Annotated in this window: 22 protein-coding genes and 11 tRNA genes; 25 read left to right on the top strand and 8 right to left on the bottom strand. The window is 40.1% G+C overall.

The features are described 5' to 3' along the window. Positions 1–122 precede the first annotated feature (122 nt). From ABES02_RS26685 to mgtE, 3 genes are all read right to left on the bottom strand, one after another. Positions 123–716, bottom strand: coding sequence for a DedA family protein (locus tag ABES02_RS26685; RefSeq protein WP_430140778.1), 594 nt, complete (start codon positions 714–716; stop codon positions 123–125). An 85-nt stretch (positions 717–801) separates the two neighbouring features. Continuing rightward, a complete protein-coding gene (locus ABES02_RS26680; protein WP_430140777.1) occupies positions 802–1,986 on the bottom strand; it encodes an FtsW/RodA/SpoVE family cell cycle protein in 1,185 nt (394 codons plus the stop codon). Between the two features lie 120 nt (positions 1,987–2,106). Then, a complete protein-coding gene (mgtE, locus tag ABES02_RS26675; RefSeq protein WP_430140776.1) occupies positions 2,107–3,465 on the bottom strand; it encodes a magnesium transporter in 1,359 nt (452 codons plus the stop codon). 238 nt (positions 3,466–3,703) lie between these two features. Between mgtE and ABES02_RS26670 the strand changes: the two genes are divergently transcribed. Continuing rightward, the gene (locus ABES02_RS26670) at positions 3,704–4,480 is read left to right on the top strand and encodes a hypothetical protein (protein ID WP_430140775.1); all 777 of its coding nucleotides are present in this window, start codon (positions 3,704–3,706) and stop codon (positions 4,478–4,480) included. 30 nt (positions 4,481–4,510) lie between these two features. Here ABES02_RS26670 and ABES02_RS26665 read toward each other — a convergent pair whose 3' ends face one another. Continuing rightward, positions 4,511–5,170: a sulfite exporter TauE/SafE family protein gene (locus ABES02_RS26665; RefSeq protein WP_430140774.1), complete on the bottom strand. Its 660-nt coding sequence runs from the start codon at positions 5,168–5,170 to the stop codon at positions 4,511–4,513. Between the two features lie 215 nt (positions 5,171–5,385). On the opposite strand from ABES02_RS26665, the gene ABES02_RS26660 reads away from it, so the two are divergent. From ABES02_RS26660 to ABES02_RS26645, 4 genes are all read left to right on the top strand, one after another. Next, positions 5,386–6,465, top strand: coding sequence for a D-alanine--D-alanine ligase (locus tag ABES02_RS26660; RefSeq protein ID WP_430140773.1), 1,080 nt, complete (start codon positions 5,386–5,388; stop codon positions 6,463–6,465). 82 nt (positions 6,466–6,547) lie between these two features. Next, complete coding sequence (locus ABES02_RS26655) at positions 6,548–7,927, top strand: UDP-N-acetylmuramoyl-tripeptide--D-alanyl-D-alanine ligase (protein ID WP_430140772.1); 1,380 nt, start codon at positions 6,548–6,550, stop codon at positions 7,925–7,927. Between the two features lie 25 nt (positions 7,928–7,952). Further along, complete coding sequence (locus ABES02_RS26650) at positions 7,953–8,642, top strand: alpha/beta hydrolase (RefSeq protein WP_430140771.1); 690 nt, start codon at positions 7,953–7,955, stop codon at positions 8,640–8,642. A gap of 210 nt (positions 8,643–8,852) precedes the next feature. Continuing rightward, positions 8,853–10,346, top strand: coding sequence for a DEAD/DEAH box helicase (locus ABES02_RS26645; protein ID WP_430140770.1), 1,494 nt, complete (start codon positions 8,853–8,855; stop codon positions 10,344–10,346). A gap of 60 nt (positions 10,347–10,406) precedes the next feature. Here the strand turns inward: ABES02_RS26645 and ABES02_RS26640 are convergent, their stop codons facing one another. Next, positions 10,407–10,928: a Ger(x)C family spore germination C-terminal domain-containing protein gene (locus ABES02_RS26640; protein WP_430140780.1), complete on the bottom strand. Its 522-nt coding sequence runs from the start codon at positions 10,926–10,928 to the stop codon at positions 10,407–10,409. A 5-nt stretch (positions 10,929–10,933) separates the two neighbouring features. Continuing rightward, positions 10,934–11,419 carry a spore germination protein gene (locus tag ABES02_RS26635; protein ID WP_430140769.1) on the bottom strand — a complete coding sequence of 162 codons (486 nt, stop codon included), beginning with the start codon at positions 11,417–11,419 and terminating at the stop codon, positions 10,934–10,936. Between the two features lie 155 nt (positions 11,420–11,574). On the opposite strand from ABES02_RS26635, the gene ABES02_RS26630 reads away from it, so the two are divergent. Next, complete coding sequence (locus tag ABES02_RS26630; protein WP_430140768.1) at positions 11,575–12,054, top strand: PH domain-containing protein; 480 nt, start codon at positions 11,575–11,577, stop codon at positions 12,052–12,054. Further along, positions 12,047–13,498, top strand: coding sequence for a PH domain-containing protein (locus ABES02_RS26625; RefSeq protein ID WP_430140767.1), 1,452 nt, complete (start codon positions 12,047–12,049; stop codon positions 13,496–13,498). Before ABES02_RS26630 ends, ABES02_RS26625 begins: the two co-directional genes overlap by 8 nt. An 18-nt stretch (positions 13,499–13,516) precedes the next feature. Here the strand turns inward: ABES02_RS26625 and ABES02_RS26620 are convergent, their stop codons facing one another. Next, positions 13,517–14,245: a rhomboid family intramembrane serine protease gene (locus ABES02_RS26620; RefSeq protein WP_430140766.1), complete on the bottom strand. Its 729-nt coding sequence runs from the start codon at positions 14,243–14,245 to the stop codon at positions 13,517–13,519. A gap of 90 nt (positions 14,246–14,335) precedes the next feature. Between ABES02_RS26620 and acpS the strand changes: the two genes are divergently transcribed. The 6 genes from acpS to ABES02_RS26590 all read left to right on the top strand — a co-directional run bounded on the left by acpS (position 14,336) and on the right by ABES02_RS26590 (position 20,286). Beyond that, entirely contained in the window at positions 14,336–14,683 is a 348-nt protein-coding gene (gene acpS / locus ABES02_RS26615) for a holo-ACP synthase (protein ID WP_430140765.1), read from the top strand. 150 nt (positions 14,684–14,833) lie between these two features. After that, positions 14,834–15,844: a LolA family protein gene (locus tag ABES02_RS26610; RefSeq protein ID WP_430140764.1), complete on the top strand. Its 1,011-nt coding sequence runs from the start codon at positions 14,834–14,836 to the stop codon at positions 15,842–15,844. Positions 15,845–15,928: 84 nt separating this feature from the next. Then, on the top strand, positions 15,929–17,092 hold the full coding sequence (gene alr / locus ABES02_RS26605; protein WP_430140763.1) for an alanine racemase: 1,164 nt from the start codon (positions 15,929–15,931) through the stop codon (positions 17,090–17,092). A 184-nt stretch (positions 17,093–17,276) separates the two neighbouring features. After that, positions 17,277–17,558, top strand: coding sequence for a CopG family ribbon-helix-helix protein (locus ABES02_RS26600; RefSeq protein WP_098531723.1), 282 nt, complete (start codon positions 17,277–17,279; stop codon positions 17,556–17,558). Between the two features lie 4 nt (positions 17,559–17,562). Next, on the top strand, positions 17,563–17,913 hold the full coding sequence (gene ndoA, locus ABES02_RS26595; RefSeq protein ID WP_007083556.1) for a type II toxin-antitoxin system endoribonuclease NdoA: 351 nt from the start codon (positions 17,563–17,565) through the stop codon (positions 17,911–17,913). A 213-nt stretch (positions 17,914–18,126) separates the two neighbouring features. Then, positions 18,127–20,286, top strand: coding sequence for a Tex family protein (locus ABES02_RS26590; RefSeq protein WP_430140779.1), 2,160 nt, complete (start codon positions 18,127–18,129; stop codon positions 20,284–20,286). An 86-nt stretch (positions 20,287–20,372) separates the two neighbouring features. On the opposite strand, the gene cmpA is transcribed toward ABES02_RS26590, so the two are convergent. Next, positions 20,373–20,486 (bottom strand): cortex morphogenetic protein CmpA, encoded by a 114-nt coding sequence (cmpA, locus tag ABES02_RS26585; RefSeq protein ID WP_430140762.1) that lies wholly within the window; start codon positions 20,484–20,486, stop codon positions 20,373–20,375. 130 nt (positions 20,487–20,616) lie between these two features. On the opposite strand from cmpA, the gene ABES02_RS26580 reads away from it, so the two are divergent. The 12 genes from ABES02_RS26580 to ABES02_RS26525 all read left to right on the top strand — a co-directional run bounded on the left by ABES02_RS26580 (position 20,617) and on the right by ABES02_RS26525 (position 22,328). Beyond that, positions 20,617–21,090 (top strand): SprT family protein, encoded by a 474-nt coding sequence (locus ABES02_RS26580; protein ID WP_430140761.1) that lies wholly within the window; start codon positions 20,617–20,619, stop codon positions 21,088–21,090. 119 nt (positions 21,091–21,209) lie between these two features. After that, positions 21,210–21,284, top strand: a tRNA-Asn gene (locus ABES02_RS26575). A gap of 5 nt (positions 21,285–21,289) precedes the next feature. Continuing rightward, positions 21,290–21,380 (top strand) — tRNA-Ser (locus ABES02_RS26570). 15 nt (positions 21,381–21,395) lie between these two features. Further along, positions 21,396–21,467 (top strand) — tRNA-Glu (locus ABES02_RS26565). 49 nt (positions 21,468–21,516) lie between these two features. After that, positions 21,517–21,593, top strand: a tRNA-Asp gene (locus tag ABES02_RS26560). An 18-nt stretch (positions 21,594–21,611) separates the two neighbouring features. Next, positions 21,612–21,686, top strand: a tRNA-Gln gene (locus ABES02_RS26555). A gap of 10 nt (positions 21,687–21,696) precedes the next feature. Then, positions 21,697–21,769, top strand: a tRNA-Lys gene (locus tag ABES02_RS26550). A 17-nt stretch (positions 21,770–21,786) separates the two neighbouring features. Further along, positions 21,787–21,871: transfer RNA gene (locus ABES02_RS26545), tRNA-Leu, on the top strand. A 62-nt stretch (positions 21,872–21,933) separates the two neighbouring features. Continuing rightward, positions 21,934–22,019, top strand: a tRNA-Leu gene (locus ABES02_RS26540). 61 nt (positions 22,020–22,080) lie between these two features. After that, positions 22,081–22,157 (top strand) — tRNA-Arg (locus ABES02_RS26535). Between the two features lie 6 nt (positions 22,158–22,163). Beyond that, positions 22,164–22,240 (top strand) — tRNA-Pro (locus tag ABES02_RS26530). 14 nt (positions 22,241–22,254) lie between these two features. Next, positions 22,255–22,328, top strand: a tRNA-Gly gene (locus tag ABES02_RS26525). Positions 22,329–22,409: the final 81 nt, after the last annotated feature.

Below are 22,409 nucleotides of genomic sequence, written 5' to 3'. Positions count from 1 at the left end.
AGAGTTCATGAGGACAAAACCTGGTCTGGGAAAGCAAAAACTGTCCTCATAAAGTGTTCATGAGGACAAAAAACAGAAGGAAAAAGCAAAAACTGTCCTCATAAAACAGAAAACCACCGTGCTTAATCGGTGGTTTTCTTCGTTTTCTTAATTAAAAAGTAAATCGCCGCGACGACTACAGCTGCAATAATGAGTGGTATGACAAATGGCTGCGCTTTTTCTTTTACATGGGACCAGTTGCTGCCTAAAGTGTTTCCTAAATAAAGGAACAGGATGGTCCACGGTACGATTGCTGCTACGGTATAAAGAGTAAATTTAGTGGCCGACATTTTCGCAATTCCGGCCGGAATAGAAATGGCATGTCGAACGACCGGGATAAACCGTGCCGTAAAAATCACTCCTGCGCCATATTTATTAAACCAATCTTCCGCAATATCAATATGGCTCTTTTTAATCAGGACGTACTTTCCGTATTTTTCTAAAAAAGGCCTGCCTCCATAATAACCTGCCCAATATAAAAACAATTGAGCAATCGTTCCGCCGATGGTGCCGGCGATGATAGCTCCAGGAAAATTGAGATGACCTTGAGAGATCATATAGCCACCATAACCTAAAACAATTTCACTTGGGATTATTTCTATCATTAGTCCTAAGGCAATACCGAAATATCCTAATTGTGAGAAGAACTCCAAAATAGAGCTAATATAATGTGACATGGTTCACCTTCGCTTTAATAAATATATGTTTTCAACATGATATATTTTATAACAGTTTATCTAATAAAGAAATCATTATGGTTATTTATGAACTGAACGATTTTTCAGTAGAGAACATATAAGTTCGATGGTGATAACGAATGCTGTACACCAGTCCCATGGCAAACATATTGCCCATCAATGAGCTGCCGCCATAGCTGATAAACGGCAGAGGAATTCCTGTAATCGGCAGCACCTGAATGGTCATGCCCACATTTTGAAAGACATGAAAAGTCAGCACACTGATAATTCCCGTACAGACATATGTATTGAACGAATCGGTCGTATCCAGGGAAGTCTTAATTAAATGATAGATAAGCAAAAAGAAAAGACCGATGACAATACTGCCGCCTACAAAGCCATATTCCTCGCCGATGACGGCAAAGATGAAATCGGTATGTGCTTCTGGGATATACACTTCTCGCTCCCCAAATCCCTTCCCGTAAATAAGTCCAGAACCAATGGCACTTAACGATTTTAACAAATGATAGCTGGAGCTAGTGGAATGATTCGCTGGGTCAAGCCAAGCATAAATACGATTAAACTGATAGGTTTGGACATGAAGGTATTTTTCAAGAATCTCCGGCTTTTGTAAAACGAGATAAAAGATAAGGCCTGCAAATGAGGCACCAAAGCTGTATATCGGCAAGATGATTTTCCACGATATGCCTGAAACTAGAATCAGTCCTGTTAAGATCGACAGAATGACGAGCCCTGTTCCAAGGTCTGGCTGGAGCATGATTAAGCCGAGTGGGACCGCAGTGGTGATTCCTAATTTTAAAAGTAAAAGAAAGTCTGTTTTTAACGATTTTTCCAGATGTTTTTCTTGATGGGAGGTAATCACGCGGGATAAGGCTAAAATCAAAAAGGTTTTTACAAATTCAGAAGGCTGGATCGAACCTATTTTAGGAATGATGAACCAGCTTTTTGCTCCGTTACGATAGGGTGCAATCGATTCTGGTGCCAGATAAACAGCTATCAGCAATAAAAGACCAAATCCATATAAATACCAAGAAAGTCGTTTATATTGATAGCTATCGATAAAAATAGAAATGGTAATAATCCCAACGCCAACCACATACCAGAACATTTGCTTGACGAGAAAATTTTCTTCGTACTGGGCAGATGCTTGGGCACTATAAATGGCTGCACTACTAATCAGGAAAAAAAGAAACAATAGTAATGTTAACGTCCAATCAAAGCGGTCGGCTTTTTTCGTGTATCTTTCCATTCGTCACACCCATTTTATCTGCAATTAATTTAATGCTAGCATTAAAAAGCTTACTCTTTAGGAAATATATTACAAACCTTTAACATATATAACGTTTACAGTGCCGAAAGGTTTCATTTTTCACATCAAATGCTTCAAAAACATCGTGGCAATCCCAAAGTAGGTTAGCAGAGAAAATATATCATTTAGTGTCGTAATAAGCGGTCCGGAAGCAACAGCCGGATCGATTTTAAAACGGTATAAAATGAGCGGAATGACAGTACCGGCCAGTGTACCGATAATCAGCGTGAAAAATAGCGAGCAGCCGACAACGGCTCCTAAAATAAGATTACCCTGCCAAATATAAGCAATCATTGCAATAAGGACGGCGCAGGTGATTCCGATGGTGATTCCAACTCCGAGCTCGCGGGTAATTAAACGGGCAACCACTCCCTTATCGATATCGTGGGAGATGAGGCCTCTTACTACGACAGCGAGCGATTGTGTTCCAGTATTCCCGGTCATGCCGGCAATCATCGGCATAAAAAATGCAAGCGCAACCACCTGCTTTAAGGTATCCTCAAAGCTGCTGATGATTCTCCCTGAAATAAGGCCGATAAATAGCAGCAGAATCAACCATGGAAGTCTTCTTGCAGCAGCAATGAATGTTTTGGTTTCAAAGTCAATCGACTTCCCTGATGCCGATAATTTTTCAATGTCTTCATTTGCCTCTTTGATAACAACGTCGATAATATCATCAACAGTAACAATTCCAACTAGGATATTATTTTCATCGACAACGGGAACTGCTAAGAAGTCATAGCGTTCGGCTGTTTGGGCAACTACTTCTTGGTCTGTCGTCACGGTAACAGAAATGACCCGCTCATACATAATCGTTTCGATTTTTTCCTCCAGCCCGGCTAACAATAAATCCCGGTAAGATACCACTCCGACCAGTTTTCGACCCTCGTCGGTCACATAGAGATAATTCATCGACTCAGCGAACTCCGCAAAGCTTTTAAATTTATCGACAGCTTCTCGAACGGTATAATAGCTGCGAATCCAGATGAATCGGTTGGTCATGATTCTGCCAGCTGTTTCTGGCGGATATTTCATAATATCCTTAACTGCATTTGATTCCTCTGTGTTCATCCCTGATAATAGGGAATCCTTTTTCTCGGGGGACACGTCATGTAACAGTAAAGCCAAGTCATCATTATCCATTAAATCAAGGACTTTACTGGATTTTTCAATGCCAAGCTTATTCAATAAATCTAGCTGCTCGGGCGTCTCAAGCTCCTCCATAAGATCGGCGAGAACATCAAAGTTTAAAAAAAGGAGAAAGCGGCCCTTATGCTTTTCTGGCAAATCTTCATATATTTTCGCGATATCATAAGGCTGAAGCTCCTCTAAAATCACCTCAAATTCCTCTTTTTTGTTATCTTTTAACGTTTTTATAATCGATAAACTTAATTCATCCTGGGACATATCTTTAATCATGCTGATTAACCTCACTTTTAAAACCAATAATATACATAGTATGCGTATTTTTAATGGTGTAAGGCACCGATAATAAAATTGATTCGGTGTTAACCAAAATTATTTTTTGTAAAAGAATTGAAATAAGCTATTTGACCTATTTTTTGATAAAATGAGGAAGTATGGAAAAATATATTTGGTAGTTTCTTGGAAATGGAAAGATAACATCACAATTGTGTTTGATCGGAGGAGTTTGGCTTTGAAAAAGCATCATCAAGACATACGGGATCTCATCTATGTCCATTTAAACCAATCAGATCAGTATGTAATGTCCTACGGTATTGAATTCGATGAATTTACGGCTGCTTTTTCAGGTTCATTAAACCACTTGCTGCTACTCGCGCACCGTTTTGATGATGCTGATTTTAATAGGCACACACTGCTCGAATATTGTCCGGAAGATAGAATTAATAAATTGGCGGCAGAAGATGTCTATGGATACGGGAATTTCTGCTGGATTGATTTTATTGAGGAAGAAGGGCTAAATGAGCTGACCGGGCAGGAAATGGCTGAATTATTATACTTAGGACACCATAAACATCATTTAAAATTGCCTTTTTATAATAAATTAGGCAACCGTTTTGTTTATTTGGCGCATGATGACGGCTGGTATAATAAAATCTATTACCGCAGCTTTAAGGATTTTTTCCATTTACTAAGCGTTGCGATGGCACGAAAATTAGGGGAGCTTAAGCCGGAAAAGTCAATACTCGGTTTAAGAAAAAAACGAACCTATCCTCCGGTTGCGAAAGAAATCCTGCTTTCGTTAACACCCTTCATTAAAGAAGGAATTTGTATATCCTTAAGGGATGCGGACCATCAGCGGACTCGAATTGAAATTCCTGTTTGGGTTATTGGCGATTTTGCGAATATGGATGATATGTATGAGGAGTATCAACAAATCTCTAATAAACCATATCATGCGAAACTTATCTTTGATAAAAAAACGAAGGAATGGAAGTTGAATATTATATAAAAATAGTCCCACACCATGGGACTATTTTTTTCATGAGAACCATAGGGAGAACAGACCTTCATTTACACCTAGGTTATACATATAATAAATTCCAAACAAAATGCTGATAATACCAGCGAGGTTATTTAAGTATCGATTCACTTGTTTCCCTGAGGTTAAAACAAAAGGCAGACCGATTACGGTTGAAAAGCTGAGCATGCCAATAACAGTGCCGCAGCCGAATATAAGAATGTATATGGCCCCTTGCCAGGCAGTGGTTACCGTGCTCATCGTCAGCAGGACCATGGCAGCACTTCCAGCAAGTCCATGGATCAACCCAATGAAAAAAGACTTTATGTGCGGCCGGGCTTTTTCATTTGTATCAGACGCATGCGTATGTTGGTGTGAGTGTTTTAAAATCGAAACGATGCTATTAACTCCCAGAGTGACAAGCATGATGCCGACAAGAAATTCGAGGCTTAAGGCAACTGTGTCAGTGATGGTGTTTTTGGCAATGATAAGGAACATGCCGAAAATAAATAGGGTAGCCGTGTGGCCGATTCCCCAATAAACTCCGGCAAAAACTGAGCGTTTAATATCTTTCGATTTACTGGCAATGGTGGAGACGGCGATTACATGGTCAGGTTCAATCGCATGCTTGATTCCCAGTAAAAAGCCTATTAATAAAATTGATAATAATGATCCTGTCATGTGTATTGTCCTCCAATAAGTCATTCATCACTATCATACATGAAAATAAGCTAAAATGGATGATAAAATTCCGAGAGATTGTTTTTAAGCAAGCTGTATCATTCATAAACTAATCAATAGAGAAAAACATCTTAAATAGCATAATAGACATTTCCTATCTTCATTAATAAAGTGTTAAAATAAAACGTGACTGAGAATATGGAGGTTTGTTTCGTATGAAAACAAAACTAGGTTTGTTATATGGAGGAAAATCCGCTGAACATCAGGTGTCCCTGCAGACAGCCTTAGCGGTAATTAAAGCATTAGACCTTGAAAAATTTGAAATTCATCCTATTTACATAAATGTTGAGGGACAGTGGATAAAGGGGCCGCAATTAAGTGAGCCGCCAGCAAACGTCAAAGCACTTGAATTTTCCGAGGGGAATCAATTGTCGCCATTATCTCTAGCACCTTCTCTTTTCCAGGCAGAGAAACAGGAAAGAGAACCGCTCGATGTCATTTTTCCATTGCTGCATGGACCAAATGGTGAGGACGGAACGGTACAAGGATTATTAGAGCTGCTAAACCTGCCGTATGTTGGAAATGGGGTACTTGCTTCAGCCGCCGGAATGGATAAGGTAATGATGAAGAATGTCTTTGCACAGGCTGGTCTTCAGCAGGTAAACTATGTTGCTTTTATCAAAAGCGAATGGGCGAAGGCGAAGGATGAAGCCTATGCGAAGGTGGAAGCAGAGCTTGGTTATCCATGCTTTGTGAAGCCAGCAAATCTTGGTTCGAGCGTTGGGATTAGCAAGTGCCGAGATCGTGCTGAATTAGAAGCAGCTTTTGTGGAAGCTTTCCAATTTGACCGTAAAGTCATTATTGAGGAAGGCGTAATCGCTCGCGAAATCGAGGTAGGCGTTCTTGGCAATGATGAGCCTGAATGCTCGGTTGCGGGTGAAATTGTTCCAAAAAAGGATTTCTATGATTATAAAGCAAAATATGAAGACGGCGATACAGCTCTTATTATCCCTGCCGATGTTACCGATGAGGAATATGCTGAAATTAAACAAATGGCTACTCTTGCCTTTAAAGCATTGGATTGTTCCGGTCTTGTGCGCGCCGACTTCTTTTTAACAAAAGAAGGCAAGGCTTTAATTAATGAGGTAAATACCATGCCGGGATTCACGCCATTTAGTATGTTTCCACTACTATGGAAGCACACTGGGGTGGAGTATCCACAGTTAATCGAGCGTCTTGTTAACCTTGCAAAAGAAAGACATGCCGAAAAACAAAACATTAAATACACATTTTAATTTACAACTTTGGTGACACGGCTTAATAAATTGCCGTGTCCGTTTCTATTTTGATATTGAATAAAGAAGGAGGATATCAATAATGATAAAACGATCTTTGCAGCAGGTTGCTGAAATGGTTTCTGCTAAAAATGATATCACCCCATTTGCTGAAACCTTGATAACTGGCGTTTCAATTGATTCCCGAAAAATCGGAGCAGGGAACTTGTTTGTACCGTTTAAAGGCGAACACTCGGATGGACATAAGTATGTAGAGGATTCTATCCGTAAGGGTGCGAGCGCTGCACTTTGGCAGAAGGATGTGCCGAATCCGCCGACAGATTTGCCAGTCTTGATTGTTGAAGATTGCCTAGTTGCCTTACAGGAGTTAGCAAGAAAGTACCGTAAAGAATTGCCCATTAAAGTCGTTGGAATTACAGGAAGTAACGGGAAAACGACAACAAAAGATATGACAACAGGCCTGCTGGCTACCCAATATAAGGTGCAAAAAACAGAGGGGAATTATAATAACCACATCGGCCTTCCCTTAACCGTATTAGGCTTGGATGAGGATACGGAAATTGCTGTCCTAGAGATGGGAATGAGCGGCAGGGGAGAAATTGAGTTTTTAACAAAGCTTGCCTGCCCGGATGCTGTTGTGATCACGAACATTGGAGAATCACATCTTTTAGATCTTGGTTCACGAGAAGGAATTGCGGAAGCCAAGCTTGAAATCCTCCAAGGCCTGCAGGTTGGCGGCATCGCCGTTCTGCATGGAGACGAACCGCTTCTAATGGAGAGGATTCAAGAATATAAAGGAAATGTCCAAGTTCAAACCTTTGGCAGAAGCGAAGAAAATGACTTTTATCCAACTGAAATCATTCAGATGGAGCAAGGTAATCGCTTCAAAATGAATGCTTCCAATCAATGGTTTGAATTACCAGTTTTAGGATCACATAATATCTTAAACGCACTAGCGTCCATGTTGATTGCCCGTCATTTTTCCATTCCATTTGAAAAAATGAATGAAGGGTTAAAAGAGATTAAATTGACAAATATGCGCATGGAGCTAGTTGAAGGCAAACATGGGGAAAAAATTATAAATGATGCTTATAATGCCAGCCCAACTTCAATGATGGCGGCAATTGACCTGGTCTCCAATCTTCAAGGATATGATCGAAAGATTCTTGTTCTCGGTGATATGCTTGAACTCGGGCCGGAGGAGGAACAATACCATTTGCAAATTGGCGAAGGGTTAAATAAAGATCAAATTGATTTTCTGTTTACCTATGGTGCGTTAGGCGGCCAAATTGCTAAAGGAGCAAGCCATAAGTTGGGTAAAGAAAGAGTTTTTGTTTTTTCGGATAAAACGGAGCTCGTTCAAGAATTAATGCGATATGTAAACGAACATACCCTGGTGTTAGTAAAGGCCTCACGGGGGATGAAATTAGAAGAAATCGTCACCGCCTTACAAGCGAAATAATGGTCTTAATGGCAGGTGAGTATATATGATTGGCTGTTTATGTATTCATGGCTTTACTGGAGCACCATATGAAGTGGAACCGCTAGTCGACTTTTTGAAGGAACGAACAGATTGGCGATTTAGTGTTCCTACTCTCCCTGGGCATGGGGAGCAACAATCTCTAAAGGGAATTGAGTACCAAGAGTGGATTCATCATGCCGAAGAAGAATTGAAAGGCCTGAATGATACTTGTGACAAAGTGTATGTAATTGGTTTTTCGATGGGCGGCATGATTGCTAGCTATCTTGCAGCCCAATATCCTGTGGACAAGCTTGTTTTATTAAGTGCGGCGGCCTACTATGTTAATCCCCAACAATTAGCTGCCGACATTTTCGCTGCTCTGAAGGACTCAATGAATGGAAAATTACAAGAGAATGAATTATTTCGGCGCTATAAAAGAAAAATAACAGAAACTCCACTCGCGGCTACTTTGCAATTCCGTCGTCTTGTTTCCTTTATCAAACCAATGCTCCATCAGGTTCAAGCGCCGACATTTATCGCACAAGGAGAGTGTGATGGGATTGTGCCGCTTAAAAGTGCTGAATACTTATATCAGACAATTGGTGCTAACGAAAAAAAGCTTACCTATATTAAACAGTCGAAACATCATATTTGTCATTGCGAGGAAAAAGAAGCCCTGTTCTCTCAAGTATTAGACTTTTTGATGAAGCGCTAAGGACGTATAAAATTTGTCTTTATTGCATTATACTTAGGATAATGGTATGATTATCATCAACGTGTCTAAAGAACGATGAAAATAGGGCATACTCCTTTGGAGAATGTCTTTTTTTTGGTAAAATAAAGAAGCACCTATTACCGCATTTGATGCGTAAAGTGAGAATATATTCAGCACTATTTAAAATATTTTTCAAAATGATGAAGGAGAATGAAAACATTGACGAAGTTTCAAGACTTAGGCATAAGCCAAGCCACTTTAAAAGCTGTCCTCAAAATGGGTTTTGAGGAAGCAACACCAATCCAGGCAGAAACGATTCCATTGAGCCTAGAAAACAAAGATTTGATCGGTCAAGCTCAAACAGGAACAGGTAAAACTGCTGCTTTCGGAATTCCATTGGTTGAAAAAATTGATACAACTGCAGAAGCCATCCAAGGGATTATTATTGCACCTACACGGGAATTAGCGATCCAAGTATCAGAAGAACTTTATAAAATTGGTTCAGGCAAAAGAGTACGCGTATTGCCAATTTATGGTGGGCAAGATATTAGCCGCCAAATTCGTTCATTAAAGAAAGCTCCGCACATTATTGTCGGTACTCCTGGACGTGTATTGGATCATATCAATAGAAAAACGATGCGCCTTGATACGGTAAACACTGTTATTCTGGATGAAGCAGATGAAATGTTAAATATGGGATTCATTGAAGACATCGAATCGATTCTTGCTTCAACACCGGCAGAACGCCAAACGTTACTTTTCTCTGCAACGATGCCAGGACCAATTCAAAGAATGGCAGAAAAGTTCATGAAGGATCCGCAAATTGTTCGTGTAAAAACGAAAGAAATGACCGTTCCATTAATTGAACAATACTATCTTGAAACACAAGAAAAGAACAAATTTGATGTGTTAACAAGATTATTGGATATTCAATCACCAGAACTTGCGATTGTTTTCGGAAGAACTAAGCGACGTGTTGATGAATTATCTGAAGCGTTGAACCTAAGAGGTTATACGGCAGAAGGAATTCATGGGGATTTGAGCCAGGCAAAGCGTCTGCAAGTTTTGCGTAAATTTAAAGAAGGAACGATTGATGTCCTCGTTGCAACTGACGTAGCAGCCCGTGGACTTGATATTTCCGGTGTTACACATGTATACAATTTCGATATTCCACAAGATCCGGAAAGCTATGTTCACCGTATTGGCCGTACAGGCCGTGCCGGCAAAACAGGGGTAGCGATGACTTTCATTACACCACGTGAAAAATCGTATCTTGCAATTGTCGAAAAAACAACAAAACGCAAGATGGAAAGAATGCAGGCACCAACACTCGATGAAGCGTTGGAAGGCCAACAGCGTGCAGTGGTGGATAAGATTACACAAACAATTGATTCCAACAATCTTCATTATTACAAAGCTGCAGCTAATGAATTACTAGAAGCAAATGATGCACAAACGGTTGTAGCCGCTGTATTAAAGATGTTAACGAAGGAGCCTGATACTACTCCTGTAAAATTAACAGAAGAGTCGCCGCTTCCGCAAAAAAGGGATAGAAAGCCGTATGACCGTGACCGTCGCCGCAAGGACGATTCACGAGGCGGTTATAACTCAGACCGCCGTAAAAAAGCACCAGTAAAACCAAGAAGCGGTGAAAAAAGAACAGGCGGAAAATCATCATCAAAGCCGAGAAGCTTTAACCATTAATAGTAAAGAGCATGGACACAGCGTCCATGCTTTTTTTATAGGCAGTTATCATTACTTTAATTATTTGACTGCTCCAGTTGAGTTAATGTCTATTTTTACAGATACATTGACGGAGGATTTAGCTAGTTCCTCTCCCCAATTGCTTTCAACCTTTTTATAATGGTCGTATTGGTAGGCACGTGCATAGAGACCAAGGCCGATAGGATCAATTTTATGTTTTTGAATTTTCTTTATGAGGCCTTCAAATTGTCTTTGCAGTTCTTTTTCAATTCTTTTCTGTAACTCGGCTTTTTTTAGGCTGTCTTCAGGAAAAAGTTGTTCTACAATATTAATGTTCATTTTAACATTCATATCAAAATGAAATTTATTCTGCTTATATCCTGCTTTTATCTTTGTTTTCACTTGACTGGCATCGAAACTTAGTTGGTTTTGATGAAAGAGGTTATTCTCTTTTTCGGGTGGTAAAATTGGAAGGGTCATGGTAACGTCATGCCGCTTTTCGTTCTTTAACACAAGCAATAGGGTAGTTTCAGGAACATCCAGAGAGACAGCATATTTTCCTTTATTATAAAGGAGACTCATTCCTGTCAATTCCATCCTCGTAAAGAAGACTCTATTGAAGTATCTTCAATTCCCCTTTGAGGCCATCCCTGTGTTTCACATTGATATGCTTTTGTCCGTCCCTCAATAAATAAGATACTTGTTCCTTCTAAAATTGCACTTTCAATATCCCCCCAAGTGGTAACTTGTTCGACTCGTCCAAGAGATACTTGTACATCAAAGTCTTTAAACTTTTTATTGGCTTCAAATAAAAGTGGGTTCAAAACATGATTTTGAATAGCTGCTTTATCAGTAAGTCCACTTAAATAAACAAGTGAGGCTTGACTCTGTGTTTGTTTAATGACAAAGTTCTTCACAACTAAATCAGGGGCCTGGCTGAAAATGGACTGAATTTCGGAAATGTTTTCAAACAAAACTGAACTTAATAGTTGTGAGCGGAGAATATTGCTGCTTTGATTTTGAGATGTATGTTTGTTCTTCTTTTCTCTATTGTATTTTCGAAAAAAAGGCATAAGGAATCCCACCTAAAATGGAACATGATAAATTAGTTTGTATCCGAAGATGGAAAGATATTCAACTATCCGATATTATCTATCGTTGGATGTTCGATAATCATTCATGCTTAGATTATTTTTAATGGTAAGATTAAGAGGAAAGGAGGAATGGCATGTTTATTGAGCCGCAATACAGAATTTCTTCTAAAGCCCTTAAGGTATGGCGCATCTCAGGTATCATTAAGTCAGTAATTGGGTGGGCGGTAACCGCTCTAATCATTTTTTTCATACATATTTTTGACTGGCCATTTTGGATTTCTATTATCTTGATCGTATTGGGAGTAATTTTCCCGTTTTTACATATTTTTTTATTTCCTGCTTTAAGATGGAAGCGCTGGCGATATGAAGTGCGGGAAGAGGAAATCGAATTGCAAGAAGGAATTTTTATTGTCAGCCGCACACTTGTACCCATGGTCCGTGTTCAGCATGTGGATACTGTGCAAGGACCAATTTTACGAAAATATAAATTAGCCTCTGTGATAGTGCATACAGCCGCCACTGCTCATGAAATTCCGGCTTTGGAGGAGAGTGAAGCAGAGGAGTTACGTTTCTTTATTTCAAGATTGGCAAGGGTGGCAGAAGAAGATGTCTAAACCGAAACGGCTTCATCCAATTGCTAGTGTGATTCAAACTGGAAAGAGATTAAGAGGTCTCATTTTACCAGGGATTGCCTTTGTCTTTTCCGTTGGGAGACACGGCAAAGAAGGCTTAGCAGGTTCCTTGATTATATCGTTGATCGTTGTTTTGATTACTTTTATCACGGGGATATTATCTTGGTTAAGGTATACATATCGATTCGAAAGTAATGAACTTCGAATTGAATATGGTATTTTCATTCGTAAAAAAAGATATATTCCGTTTGAGCGGATTCAAAGCATTGATTTGACAGAAGGGATTTTACAGCGATTATTTAGACTTGTTAAGCTACAAATCGAAACTGCCGGCAGCGGTGGCGCTGAAGAAGCTGAGGCAGTCCTTGCGGCCATCTCCAAAGAAGAGGCCAAGCTGATTCAAGATCATGTGGCGGCCGCAAAAAATGATGGAGCAGAGGAAAGTCAGTTTAATCAAGAGAGTCAGATTGTCTATAAAATTTCATTTAACCAATTAGTGATTCTCTCGTTAACGTCAGGTGGAGTCGGGGTAGTCCTATCGGCTGTTTTGGCGCTGCTTTCACAATTGAATGATCTGATTCCGTTTAAACGTCTATTTGGCGGTTTGGAAAAATGGGCAGTTCATAATTTGTTTTTCATTGCTATCCTTGTGTTTATTGGTTTTTTTGTTGCCTGGTTGATTTCTTTAGTAATGACGATGCTGAAATATGCTAATTTTACTGTGATGAAAACAGAGAAGGATTTCATTATTTCACAGGGGTTGTTAGAAAAACGGCAGATCACCATTCCACTTAAGCGCATTCAGGGGATTTACATAAGTGAAACTATTATTAGACAAATCCTTGGCTATGGAACTGTCTATATTGAAAGTTCAGGAGGGGCATCTGCCAACTTGGAAGGAGCAAATGTTACTCTTTTGCCCGTCGCAAAGGTGAAACATATCCGAGCGATTATCGAGCCCCACTTACCAGAATATGTTTTTGTAAATTCCTTTATTCCGGCCCCAAGACGGGCTATGTGGCGGTATATTTTACGTACCTGGTATTTTGTAGTTCCAATTGTCATTACCTCCATAATCTTTTTGAAGGTATGGGGCCTGCTATCCTTCATTTTATTAGCTCTCGTCACCATTTGGGCTGTACTAAAATATAAGGATGCAGGCTGGGTCCTTGATCAGGAACAGCTAAGCCTAAGGTATCGGCTTATTAAAAGAACAACTATCCATTTGAAGAAAAATAAGATACAGAGCTTAGAAACGAGGGAAAGTCATTTTCAGCGGAAGCGGAATTTAGGAACAATCGAAGCCAATGTCAAATCAGGGGTTGGTGCTGGTGGCGGAGCCGTCATTGATTTAGAAAAAAGCGATATAGAGAAAATTTTTGCATGGTATTCGAGGTATAAAAAAAGGGATTGCACCGAGGTTTAGCATCGGCCACAAGCCCTTTTACCGTTGTGTTAGAAAACCTAGAATCGCGATGATCATAATCGCTCCCCAAATAATAAGCTTTACAGGAGATTGATGAGATAGATTCCTCCTGTGGCTGCCAGCCCAGTTTGCCGTTACTTGAATGGAATTAGCCAAATCCTTTTTATTAAAATAAGGGATGGCACCAAGTAAAAACCCGCCAAGTAATCCAAATAAATGGGCTGTTATATTAATGTTTGGCTGTAGGAAGGTCATAATGAGACTGACGACGGAAAGCGTAATAATAATTTGTGCATTCTGTTTTGAAAGCATATGTTTTCGAAACATAATAATCGCGATGTAATAACCAAACAGTCCGAATATCGCACCGCTTGAACCAACATGTGTATAGGTTAACGGCTCAAGAAGCAGTGTTGCTACATTTGCGATAACCCCGCTTACAAGATAGATAAATAAAAATCTCCCGTGTCCAAGCATTCGCTCAAGGGCAGGTCCAAATAGGACAAGCGAAAAACTATTAAACAGCATATGAGAAAAGCTGCCGTGCATAAACGTTGGGGTAATCAGTCTCCAATATTCCCCTTCCATTATATAAAGATTGACGCCAGAAAGGTTTTCAAAGAACCATGAGTTTGGGAACATTGGTAAAATAGTGAAAAGATATAATACTACATGAATGGCAATAATAATAGAAACAACCGGAAATAAGCGGATAAAATCACGAAAGCTTTCGGTTCTGGTAAACATTTTTTACCACCTCTCATTACTATCATAAACAGATTTTATGTCTTGTACACTAATATGCTATTGGGATATTAAATAGAAGGAAGATGAACGATGATTAAAGGGATTGGAATTGATATTATTGAGCTTTCCAGGATTGAGGAATTATTAAGCAGGCAGGGTAAATTTTCGGAACGAATCTTAACAGCTCGTGAAAAGGATACGTTTGAAAGCCTTTCTGAACGTCGAAAAGTAGAATTTCTAGCGGGGCGATTTGCTGCAAAGGAGGCTTTTTCGAAGGCATTTGGGACAGGGATTGGCAAAGAGTTATCTTTTTTAGATATTGAAATTGCATCAGATTCAATAGGAAAGCCTTTTATCGTGAAACCAGAAGTTCGTGCGCACCTTTCGATCTCACACAGTAGAGATTATGCAGTAGCGCAAGTAGTGATTGAAGATTAATTTTTTAAACAGCTTGGCAATCTCCTTATCATAATCCCAAAGGTTGTCTCATATATTCATAGGGAAATAGGAGAGACAAGGTCAGCTACGGCATTCCCTGCCTTTCTCTTCTTATAATCATATGAAATGAGACAAGAAGGGGTTGAAGGAATGAGGAAAAAGTTGTTGCTGCTCATGACGGGGCTGATGTGTATCTTCATGCTCGCTGCCTGCGGCTCTAAATCGCAAGATGATGTAGTGAAGGAGCTAAATGGTAAACTGGGAGACCTGTCCGGTTATAAGGTCAATGCAAAAATGACGTTGAAAATGGGCTCTGATTCACAGGTGTATAACGTGGAAATCTGGCATAAAGATCCTACCTTTTATCGTGTGAATTTGAAAAACACCGAAAAAGATCAAAGCCAGATGATTTTGCGAAATGAACAAGGAGTTTTTGTTTTGACGCCTGCTCTTAATAAGAGCTTCCGCTTCCAAAGCGATTGGCCGCAAAACAGCAGCCAAGCTTACCTTTATGAATCACTAATTAAAGATATTGTCGCTGATAAAAGCGCAAAATTCTCTACCACAAAGGATTACTATGTTTTTGAAACGAAAACACGCTATCAAAACAATAGTATGCTTCCAATCCAAGAAATTAAACTGAACAAAAAGGATTTATCACCAGCGGTTGTTAAGGTGATGGATCCAGACCGAAACCCCCTTGTGACAGTGGAGTTCTCCAAGGTTAAATTTAATGCTAGCTTTGACAAAGATGCTTTCGACATGAAAAAGAACATGACTCGCGCCCAGCTTAATTTACCAGCCATGGCAAACGGCGGAGACAAAGCTTTCACCGTTAAATATCCGACATTTAATCTGAAGGGAACCAAGTTAATCGGGGAAAAAGAAGTGAAAATCCAAAACGGCAAGCGAGTTGTCCTCACCTATGATGGCAAAAAGTCGTTTACACTTGTTCAAGAAAAAGTAACGGTTAAAGAAGCGACGGCTCCGACCTACGTTGAAGGTGATATTGTGGATTTAGGTGCAACGATTGGGGCGGTATCTGACCATTCCATCTCATGGTCCCATGCTGGTGTCGATTACATGATTGCTTCCAAAAATCTATCTAAAGAAGAATTAATTGAAGTTGCCCAGTCTGTTCAGGGTGATGCAGTGAAATAAATTAAATTGACAGGCTCTTTCCAAGGGCCTGTTTTTTTATGGTAAAATATAATAATGTGAGAAATTAATTTAGGAAGTGGAATTATGGATAGTCTTGGTCATTTCTATCGAGATACATGGGCTGAAGTGGATTTAGACAGTATTCAAGCGAATGTTACCTCCATTAAAAAACATCTGAATAAAGAGGTCGAAATAATCGCAGTTGTGAAAGCGAATGCTTATGGGCATGGGGATGCCAAAGTAGCTGAAACAGCATTAGCGGCAGGGGCCACTTATTTAGCTGTCGCCTTTATGGATGAAGCCATTGCATTACGAAAAAAAGGCATCAAAGCCCCTATTCTTGTTTTAGGCGCCTCTCGTCCATTTGATGTTACAATGGCTGCAAAGTATAATATCACACTCACTGTTTTTCAAAAAGAATGGCTTGAGGAAGCCAAAAACCATTTGCTTGCGGGTGAGATTCTCCTCGTTCATATCAAAGTGGATACTGGCATGGGGAGACTTGGTATTCGCAACAGTGAAGAGCTAAAAGAGCTAGAGGACGTGATCGCGAATGACGCAAGGTTCCAATTTGAAGGGATTTATACGCATTTTGCGACTGCTGACGAACTGGATCCATCCTATTTTCAGCAGCAATTAGCCGCTTTTGAAAGTATTTTGGCTGCGTTAACGCACCAGCCAAAATATGTCCATTCCAGCAATAGTGCGGCGACAATTCGCTTCCCGAAATCCTATTTTAATGCCGTCAGGCTTGGCATTGCTATGTATGGTTTAACTCCATCGCTTGAGATGGAAAAGGAAATTCCCTTTTCTCTAAAAGAGGCGTTCTCCTTAAAGGCTCGGCTTGTCCATGTGAAAAAAATGCAAAAAGGCGATAAAGTAAGCTACGGGGCAACCTATGAAACGGAGAAGGATGAATGGATTGGGACGATCCCAATTGGTTATGCTGATGGATGGATTCGTAGGCTGAATGGCCAAGAAGTACTTATAAATGGTCGGCGGGTGCCTATTGTTGGCAGGATATGTATGGATCAATGTATGATTCGTCTTCCACATGAGATTCCGGTTGGGACAATAGTGACGTTAATTGGTTCGGACGGTACCGAATGTATATCGATTAATGAAATTGCTGCTAAACTAGATACCATTAATTATGAAGTCCCTTGTATGATTGCAGGGCGTGTCCCAAGGCAATATATTAAAGGCGGTAAAATTGTCGAGATAAAAAATTACCTGCTTGATAATTAGCAGGGTTAAAATAAGAAATTTTAACATATTTATGATATTGCGGTTATTTGTGCATAAAAGAGGCTTTTATTGGCTTATAATACAGTAGAATTATATTTAGTCTATGAATTGGGCTCGATTAGTGTTATTATAAAATATGGTACAGATAAAAAATGGTGTGTAGTGATGGTGGAGGTGTATGTTTGTGTCTGAAACTGGCGCAACTACGGAAATCTTAGTGAAGTTACCGCAACACTTATTAACAGAGTTAGACGGTTTCGTTAAGCAAGAAAATGTAAACCGAAGCGAGTTTATCTACCAGGCAACAAAAATGTATTTACGCGAACGAAAAAAGAGACAAATTCGCGAGTCGATGAGACGTGGATACATGGAAATGGCTAAGATTAATCTTAGAATTGCATCTGAAGCATTTCTGGCAGAATATGAGGCAGAACACACAGTTGAACGTCTTGTAAGCGGAGGATAAACCTTTGATTGTCAAGCGTGGTGACGTTTATTTCGCGGACCTATCCCCAGTTGTTGGTTCTGAACAAGGCGGCGTCCGTCCTGTACTTGTCATCCAAAACGACATCGGGAATCGGTTTAGTCCCACAGTGATTGTTGCAGCGATTACAGCTCAAATTCAAAAAGCGAAGCTCCCAACTCATGTAGAAATTGATGCGAAGCGCTACGGATTTGAACGGGATTCGGTCATTCTGTTAGAGCAAATTCGTACAATTGATAAGCAGCGGTTAACCGATAAAATTACCCATCTCGATGACGAAATGATGGAAAAAGTGGATGAAGCCTTGCAAGTCAGCCTAGGTCTCATCGAATTCTAGTTAAATGAACGCTCTTTTTAAAAGAGCGTTTTTTCATACATATTCTGTCCTCTTTTCAATACTGCATTGAAGCAAGCTATCGTGGCTTGCTTTTTTTTTATATGGATGGTTTCAGCTAACTAAAAAGTGTGGTGACACTCGTTTAATGAAACCGCCTTGTTAATTTGATACAATAAGAAAAAAGAATGGAGGATTATTCTTGTGACTGAAACCATGATAAAAGAAGATGAACTGTTAGGGAAAATTGCTGCAGAACTGTCCATCTCTTACAAGCAAGTAAAAAATGTCATCTCCTTGTTAAATGACGGAAATACTGTTCCTTTTATAGCCCGTTACCGAAAAGAAATGACTGGTGCTCTGGATGAAGTTCAAATTCGAAACATCCTAGAACGCTGGCAATACATACAAAACCTTGAGCAGAGAAAAGAAGAAGTAATCCGCATCATTGCAGAACAAGGCAAATTAACGGATGAACTCCAACACAATATAACAAAAGCCGAAAAGCTTCAAGAGGTAGAAGATTTATACCGTCCTTACAAACAAAAAAGAAGAACCAAGGCTACGATTGCAAAAGAAAAAGGTTTGGAACCATTAGCCGAATGGCTGTTAACTTTTTCGAACGAAGGCGTCGAAGATAAGGCAAAGGAATTTTTATCTGAAGAAAAAGAAGTCTTAACGATTGAAGACGCTATTGCCGGAGCGAAAGACATCATCGCAGAAATGGTATCAGATGATGCTGAAGGCCGTAAATGGATTCGTAAAGAAACCACTAAATCTGGTACAGTTGCTTCTGTAGTAAAAGAAGCAGAAAAGGATGAGAAAAACGTTTATGAAATGTACTATGAATACGAAGAGCCAGTCAACAAAATCGTTCCGCACCGAATTCTCGCTTTAAATCGCGGCGAAAAAGAAGATATCCTTCGAGTCTCTGTAAAAATGAACACTGACGTAATCTTGTCTTATCTTTCAAAAAAGTGGATTCACAAATCACATTCCCCAGCTGCGCCAATTGTGGTAGAAGCGATAGAAGATAGCTATAAACGCTTAATTCAACCTTCAATTGAGCGAGAAATCCGCGGTGAATTAACGGAAAAAGCAGAAGAACAAGCAATCCATATCTTCTCTGAAAATCTACGTAACTTATTGCTGCAACCGCCTTTGAAAGGAAAAGTCGTCATCGGTGTCGATCCGGCTTACCGGACAGGCTGTAAACTAGCGGTCGTTGATGAAACGGGAAAAGTGTTGAAAATTGATGTAATCTATCCGCATTTGTCGGATTTCAAAGCAAAAGAAGCACGAGAAAAGTTTATTAATATTTTGCGCGAGTTTAAAGTAGAAATGGCTGCAATCGGTAACGGAACGGCTTCAAGGGAAACAGAACAGTTTGTCGCGGATATATTAAAAGAAATGAATGAAGAAATCTTCTATTTGATCGTAAATGAAGCAGGTGCCAGTGTATACTCAGCTTCTGACTTAGCAAGAGAAGAATTCCCGAATTTCCAAGTTGAAGAAAGAAGCGCGGTTTCGATTGCTAGACGCTTACAGGATCCATTAGCTGAATTGGTGAAAATTGACCCGAAATCAGTCGGCGTCGGCCAATACCAGCATGATGTTTCTCAAAAAAGATTGTCCGAGTCCTTGCACTTTGTCGTCGAAACAGCTGTTAACCGGGTAGGTGTTAATGTGAATACCGCATCCTCCTCGCTTTTACAATATGTTGCTGGACTAAACAAGACTGCTGCAAACAATATTGTTAAAAAGCGTGAAGAGGAAGGGAAGTTTACGAGCAGGGTGCAATTAAAGAAAGTGCCCCGTCTTGGTGCAAAGACCTATGAACAGGCAATTGGGTTCTTACGTGTGCTTGATGGAAAACAACCTCTTGACCGTACGGGTATACATCCAGAAAACTATGATGAGGTAAAGAAATTATTAGCAAAACTAAGCTTTTCAACAGACGACTTAGGTTCAGAAGAACTAAAAGTGGCTTTAAGCGGTCTAAATTTAAAGTCTGTATCTGAAGAATTGGAGATTGGCGAATTAACGTTAAAAGATATTGTCGATGCCCTAGTAAGACCGGAACGAGATCCTCGAGATGATTTACCACGTCCTCTTTTAAAGAAAGACGTACTAAAACTTGAAGACTTAAAAGCCGGTATGGAATTGCAGGGGACCGTGCGAAACGTCGTTGATTTCGGTGCGTTTGTTGATATCGGCGTTAAGCAAGATGGGCTTGTTCATATTTCCAAGCTCAGCAATCGATTTGTGAAACATCCGTTAGATATCGTGTCCGTAGGTGATGTTGTAACGGTATGGGTTGACTCTGTTGATATGAAAAAAGGCCGAGTTGCTTTAACCATGCTGCCACCGTCTTAATTTTTAACGGACCAAAATAGTATCCATGCAAATAGATGACCAATTTTTTGGTCATCTATTTTATTTATGGGACTTTGCCCGTTACTTCAGGAGCTATGTTTTTTTCTGTAAAAAAACCAGCATTGGTTTAGCAGCTTAATCTGGTAGCGATTTTTTTCATAGAAAGCTCTTTTCATTTGGTTTTGAAACCAAGTCGGCATAAATAAAACCTCCCGAAAAGCATTCTTAAATATGGGTATATTCAATATATGCTATAATAGGTTGTCATGTTCGAATATATGTTTTCTGTCACATGAAAGGCCTATGAGGACAAGTAAAGGGGGAGCTTAAATGGATGACTCTAATCTTCAAGTATTAGTCGAAAAAATCTCAATTAAATCATTTGGAAAACCATTTATGCATCAAGCTTCCTTTAATCCAAGACTAAAATCGACTGGCGGCAGATATCTATTAAGCACCCATAATATAGAAATCAATAGAAAATATTTAGAGCAGCTTGGTGAAAAAGAATTAATCGGGATCATCATGCACGAACTTTGTCATTATCACCTTCATTTAGAAGGAAAGGGATATCAGCATCGCGACCAAGACTTTAAGGTTCTTATGAAAAAAGTTGGTGCCCCGCGTTTCTGCACCCAGCTTCCTGAACGAAAAGTGAAACGTTCCTTAAAAAAAATTCTTATCTATCAATGCACGAAATGCCAACTTTCTTATCAAAGAAAAAGGAGCATTGATACAAGCAGATATGTGTGCGGGAAATGCAAAGGAAAATTGACGAAGATACAAGAGCTAAGAGTGGAATGACCTTTATAAATTTGGTAAAAATCTTTATTAAAAAATCATATTGACTTTATATTAGTTCCTCATTATAATGTAAAGAGTCGACAGGGCAATTGCCCAGTAGGACAATGAAATTATATTATTCCGCAGTAGCTCAGTGGTAGAGCTATCGGCTGTTAACCGATCGGTCGTAGGTTCGAGTCCTACCTGCGGAGCCATTTTTGGGGAAGTACTCAAGAGGCTGAAGAGGCGCCCCTGCTAAGGGTGTAGGTCGGGTAACCGGCGCGAGGGTTCAAATCCCTCCTTCTCCGCCATATAAATAATATTTCGGCCCCTTGGTCAAGCGGTTAAGACACCGCCCTTTCACGGCGGTAACACGGGTTCGAATCCCGTAGGGGTCATCAGGAATGGAAAATGAGCAAAAGCTTGTTTTCTGTTTCTTATCTAATTGGTCTGGTAGTTCAGTTGGTTAGAATGCCTGCCTGTCACGCAGGAGGTCGCGGGTTCGAGTCCCGTCCAGACCGCCATTTATTTATAGAAATTATTGGGCTATAGCCAAGCGGTAAGGCATCGCACTTTGACTGCGACATGCGTTGGTTCAAATCCAGCTAGCCCAGCCATTTTTTTAATGAGCCATTAGCTCAGTCGGTAGAGCATCTGACTTTTAATCAGAGGGTCGAAGGTTCGAGTCCTTCATGGCTCACCTTTAGACAATTTTATGCGGGTGTGGCGGAATTGGCAGACGCACCAGACTTAGGATCTGGCGCCGCAAGGCGTGGGGGTTCGACTCCCTTCACCCGCACCAAACATTTCCTCTTGAAAAAGAAAAGATAATCTGATATGATAATCTTTGTCGCTGATTTAAATGCGGTCGTGGCGGAATGGCAGACGCGCTAGGTTGAGGGCCTAGTGGGGGCAACCCCGTGGAGGTTCAAGTCCTCTCGGCCGCACCAAATAAAGTGTTGACAAGCTAAAACGATTGTGATAAACTTTAAAAGTTGGTTTTAACAAGATGCGCCCGTAGCTCAATTGGATAGAGCGTCTGACTACGGATCAGAAGGTTATGGGTTCGACTCCTTTCGGGCGCGCCATTATTACGGGAAGTAGCTCAGCTTGGTAGAGCACTTGGTTTGGGACCAAGGGGTCGCAGGTTCGAATCCTGTCTTCCCGACCATTTTAAAAATATATGCGGGTGTAGTTTAGTGGTAAAACCTCAGCCTTCCAAGCTGATGTTGTGAGTTCGATTCTCATCACCCGCTCCAAATTACCTTTTGTGATTGTTCTTTGAAAACTAAACAAACAAAAACGTCAACAAACAATATTATTCGTTTCTTATGAAACGA

Source organism: Neobacillus pocheonensis (assembly GCF_050477905.1).
Taxonomy (GTDB): domain Bacteria; phylum Bacillota; class Bacilli; order Bacillales; family Cytobacillaceae; genus Neobacillus; species Neobacillus pocheonensis_A.
Note: the sequence above shows the minus strand (reverse complement) of the source record. Positions and strands in the feature narration are given on the sequence as shown.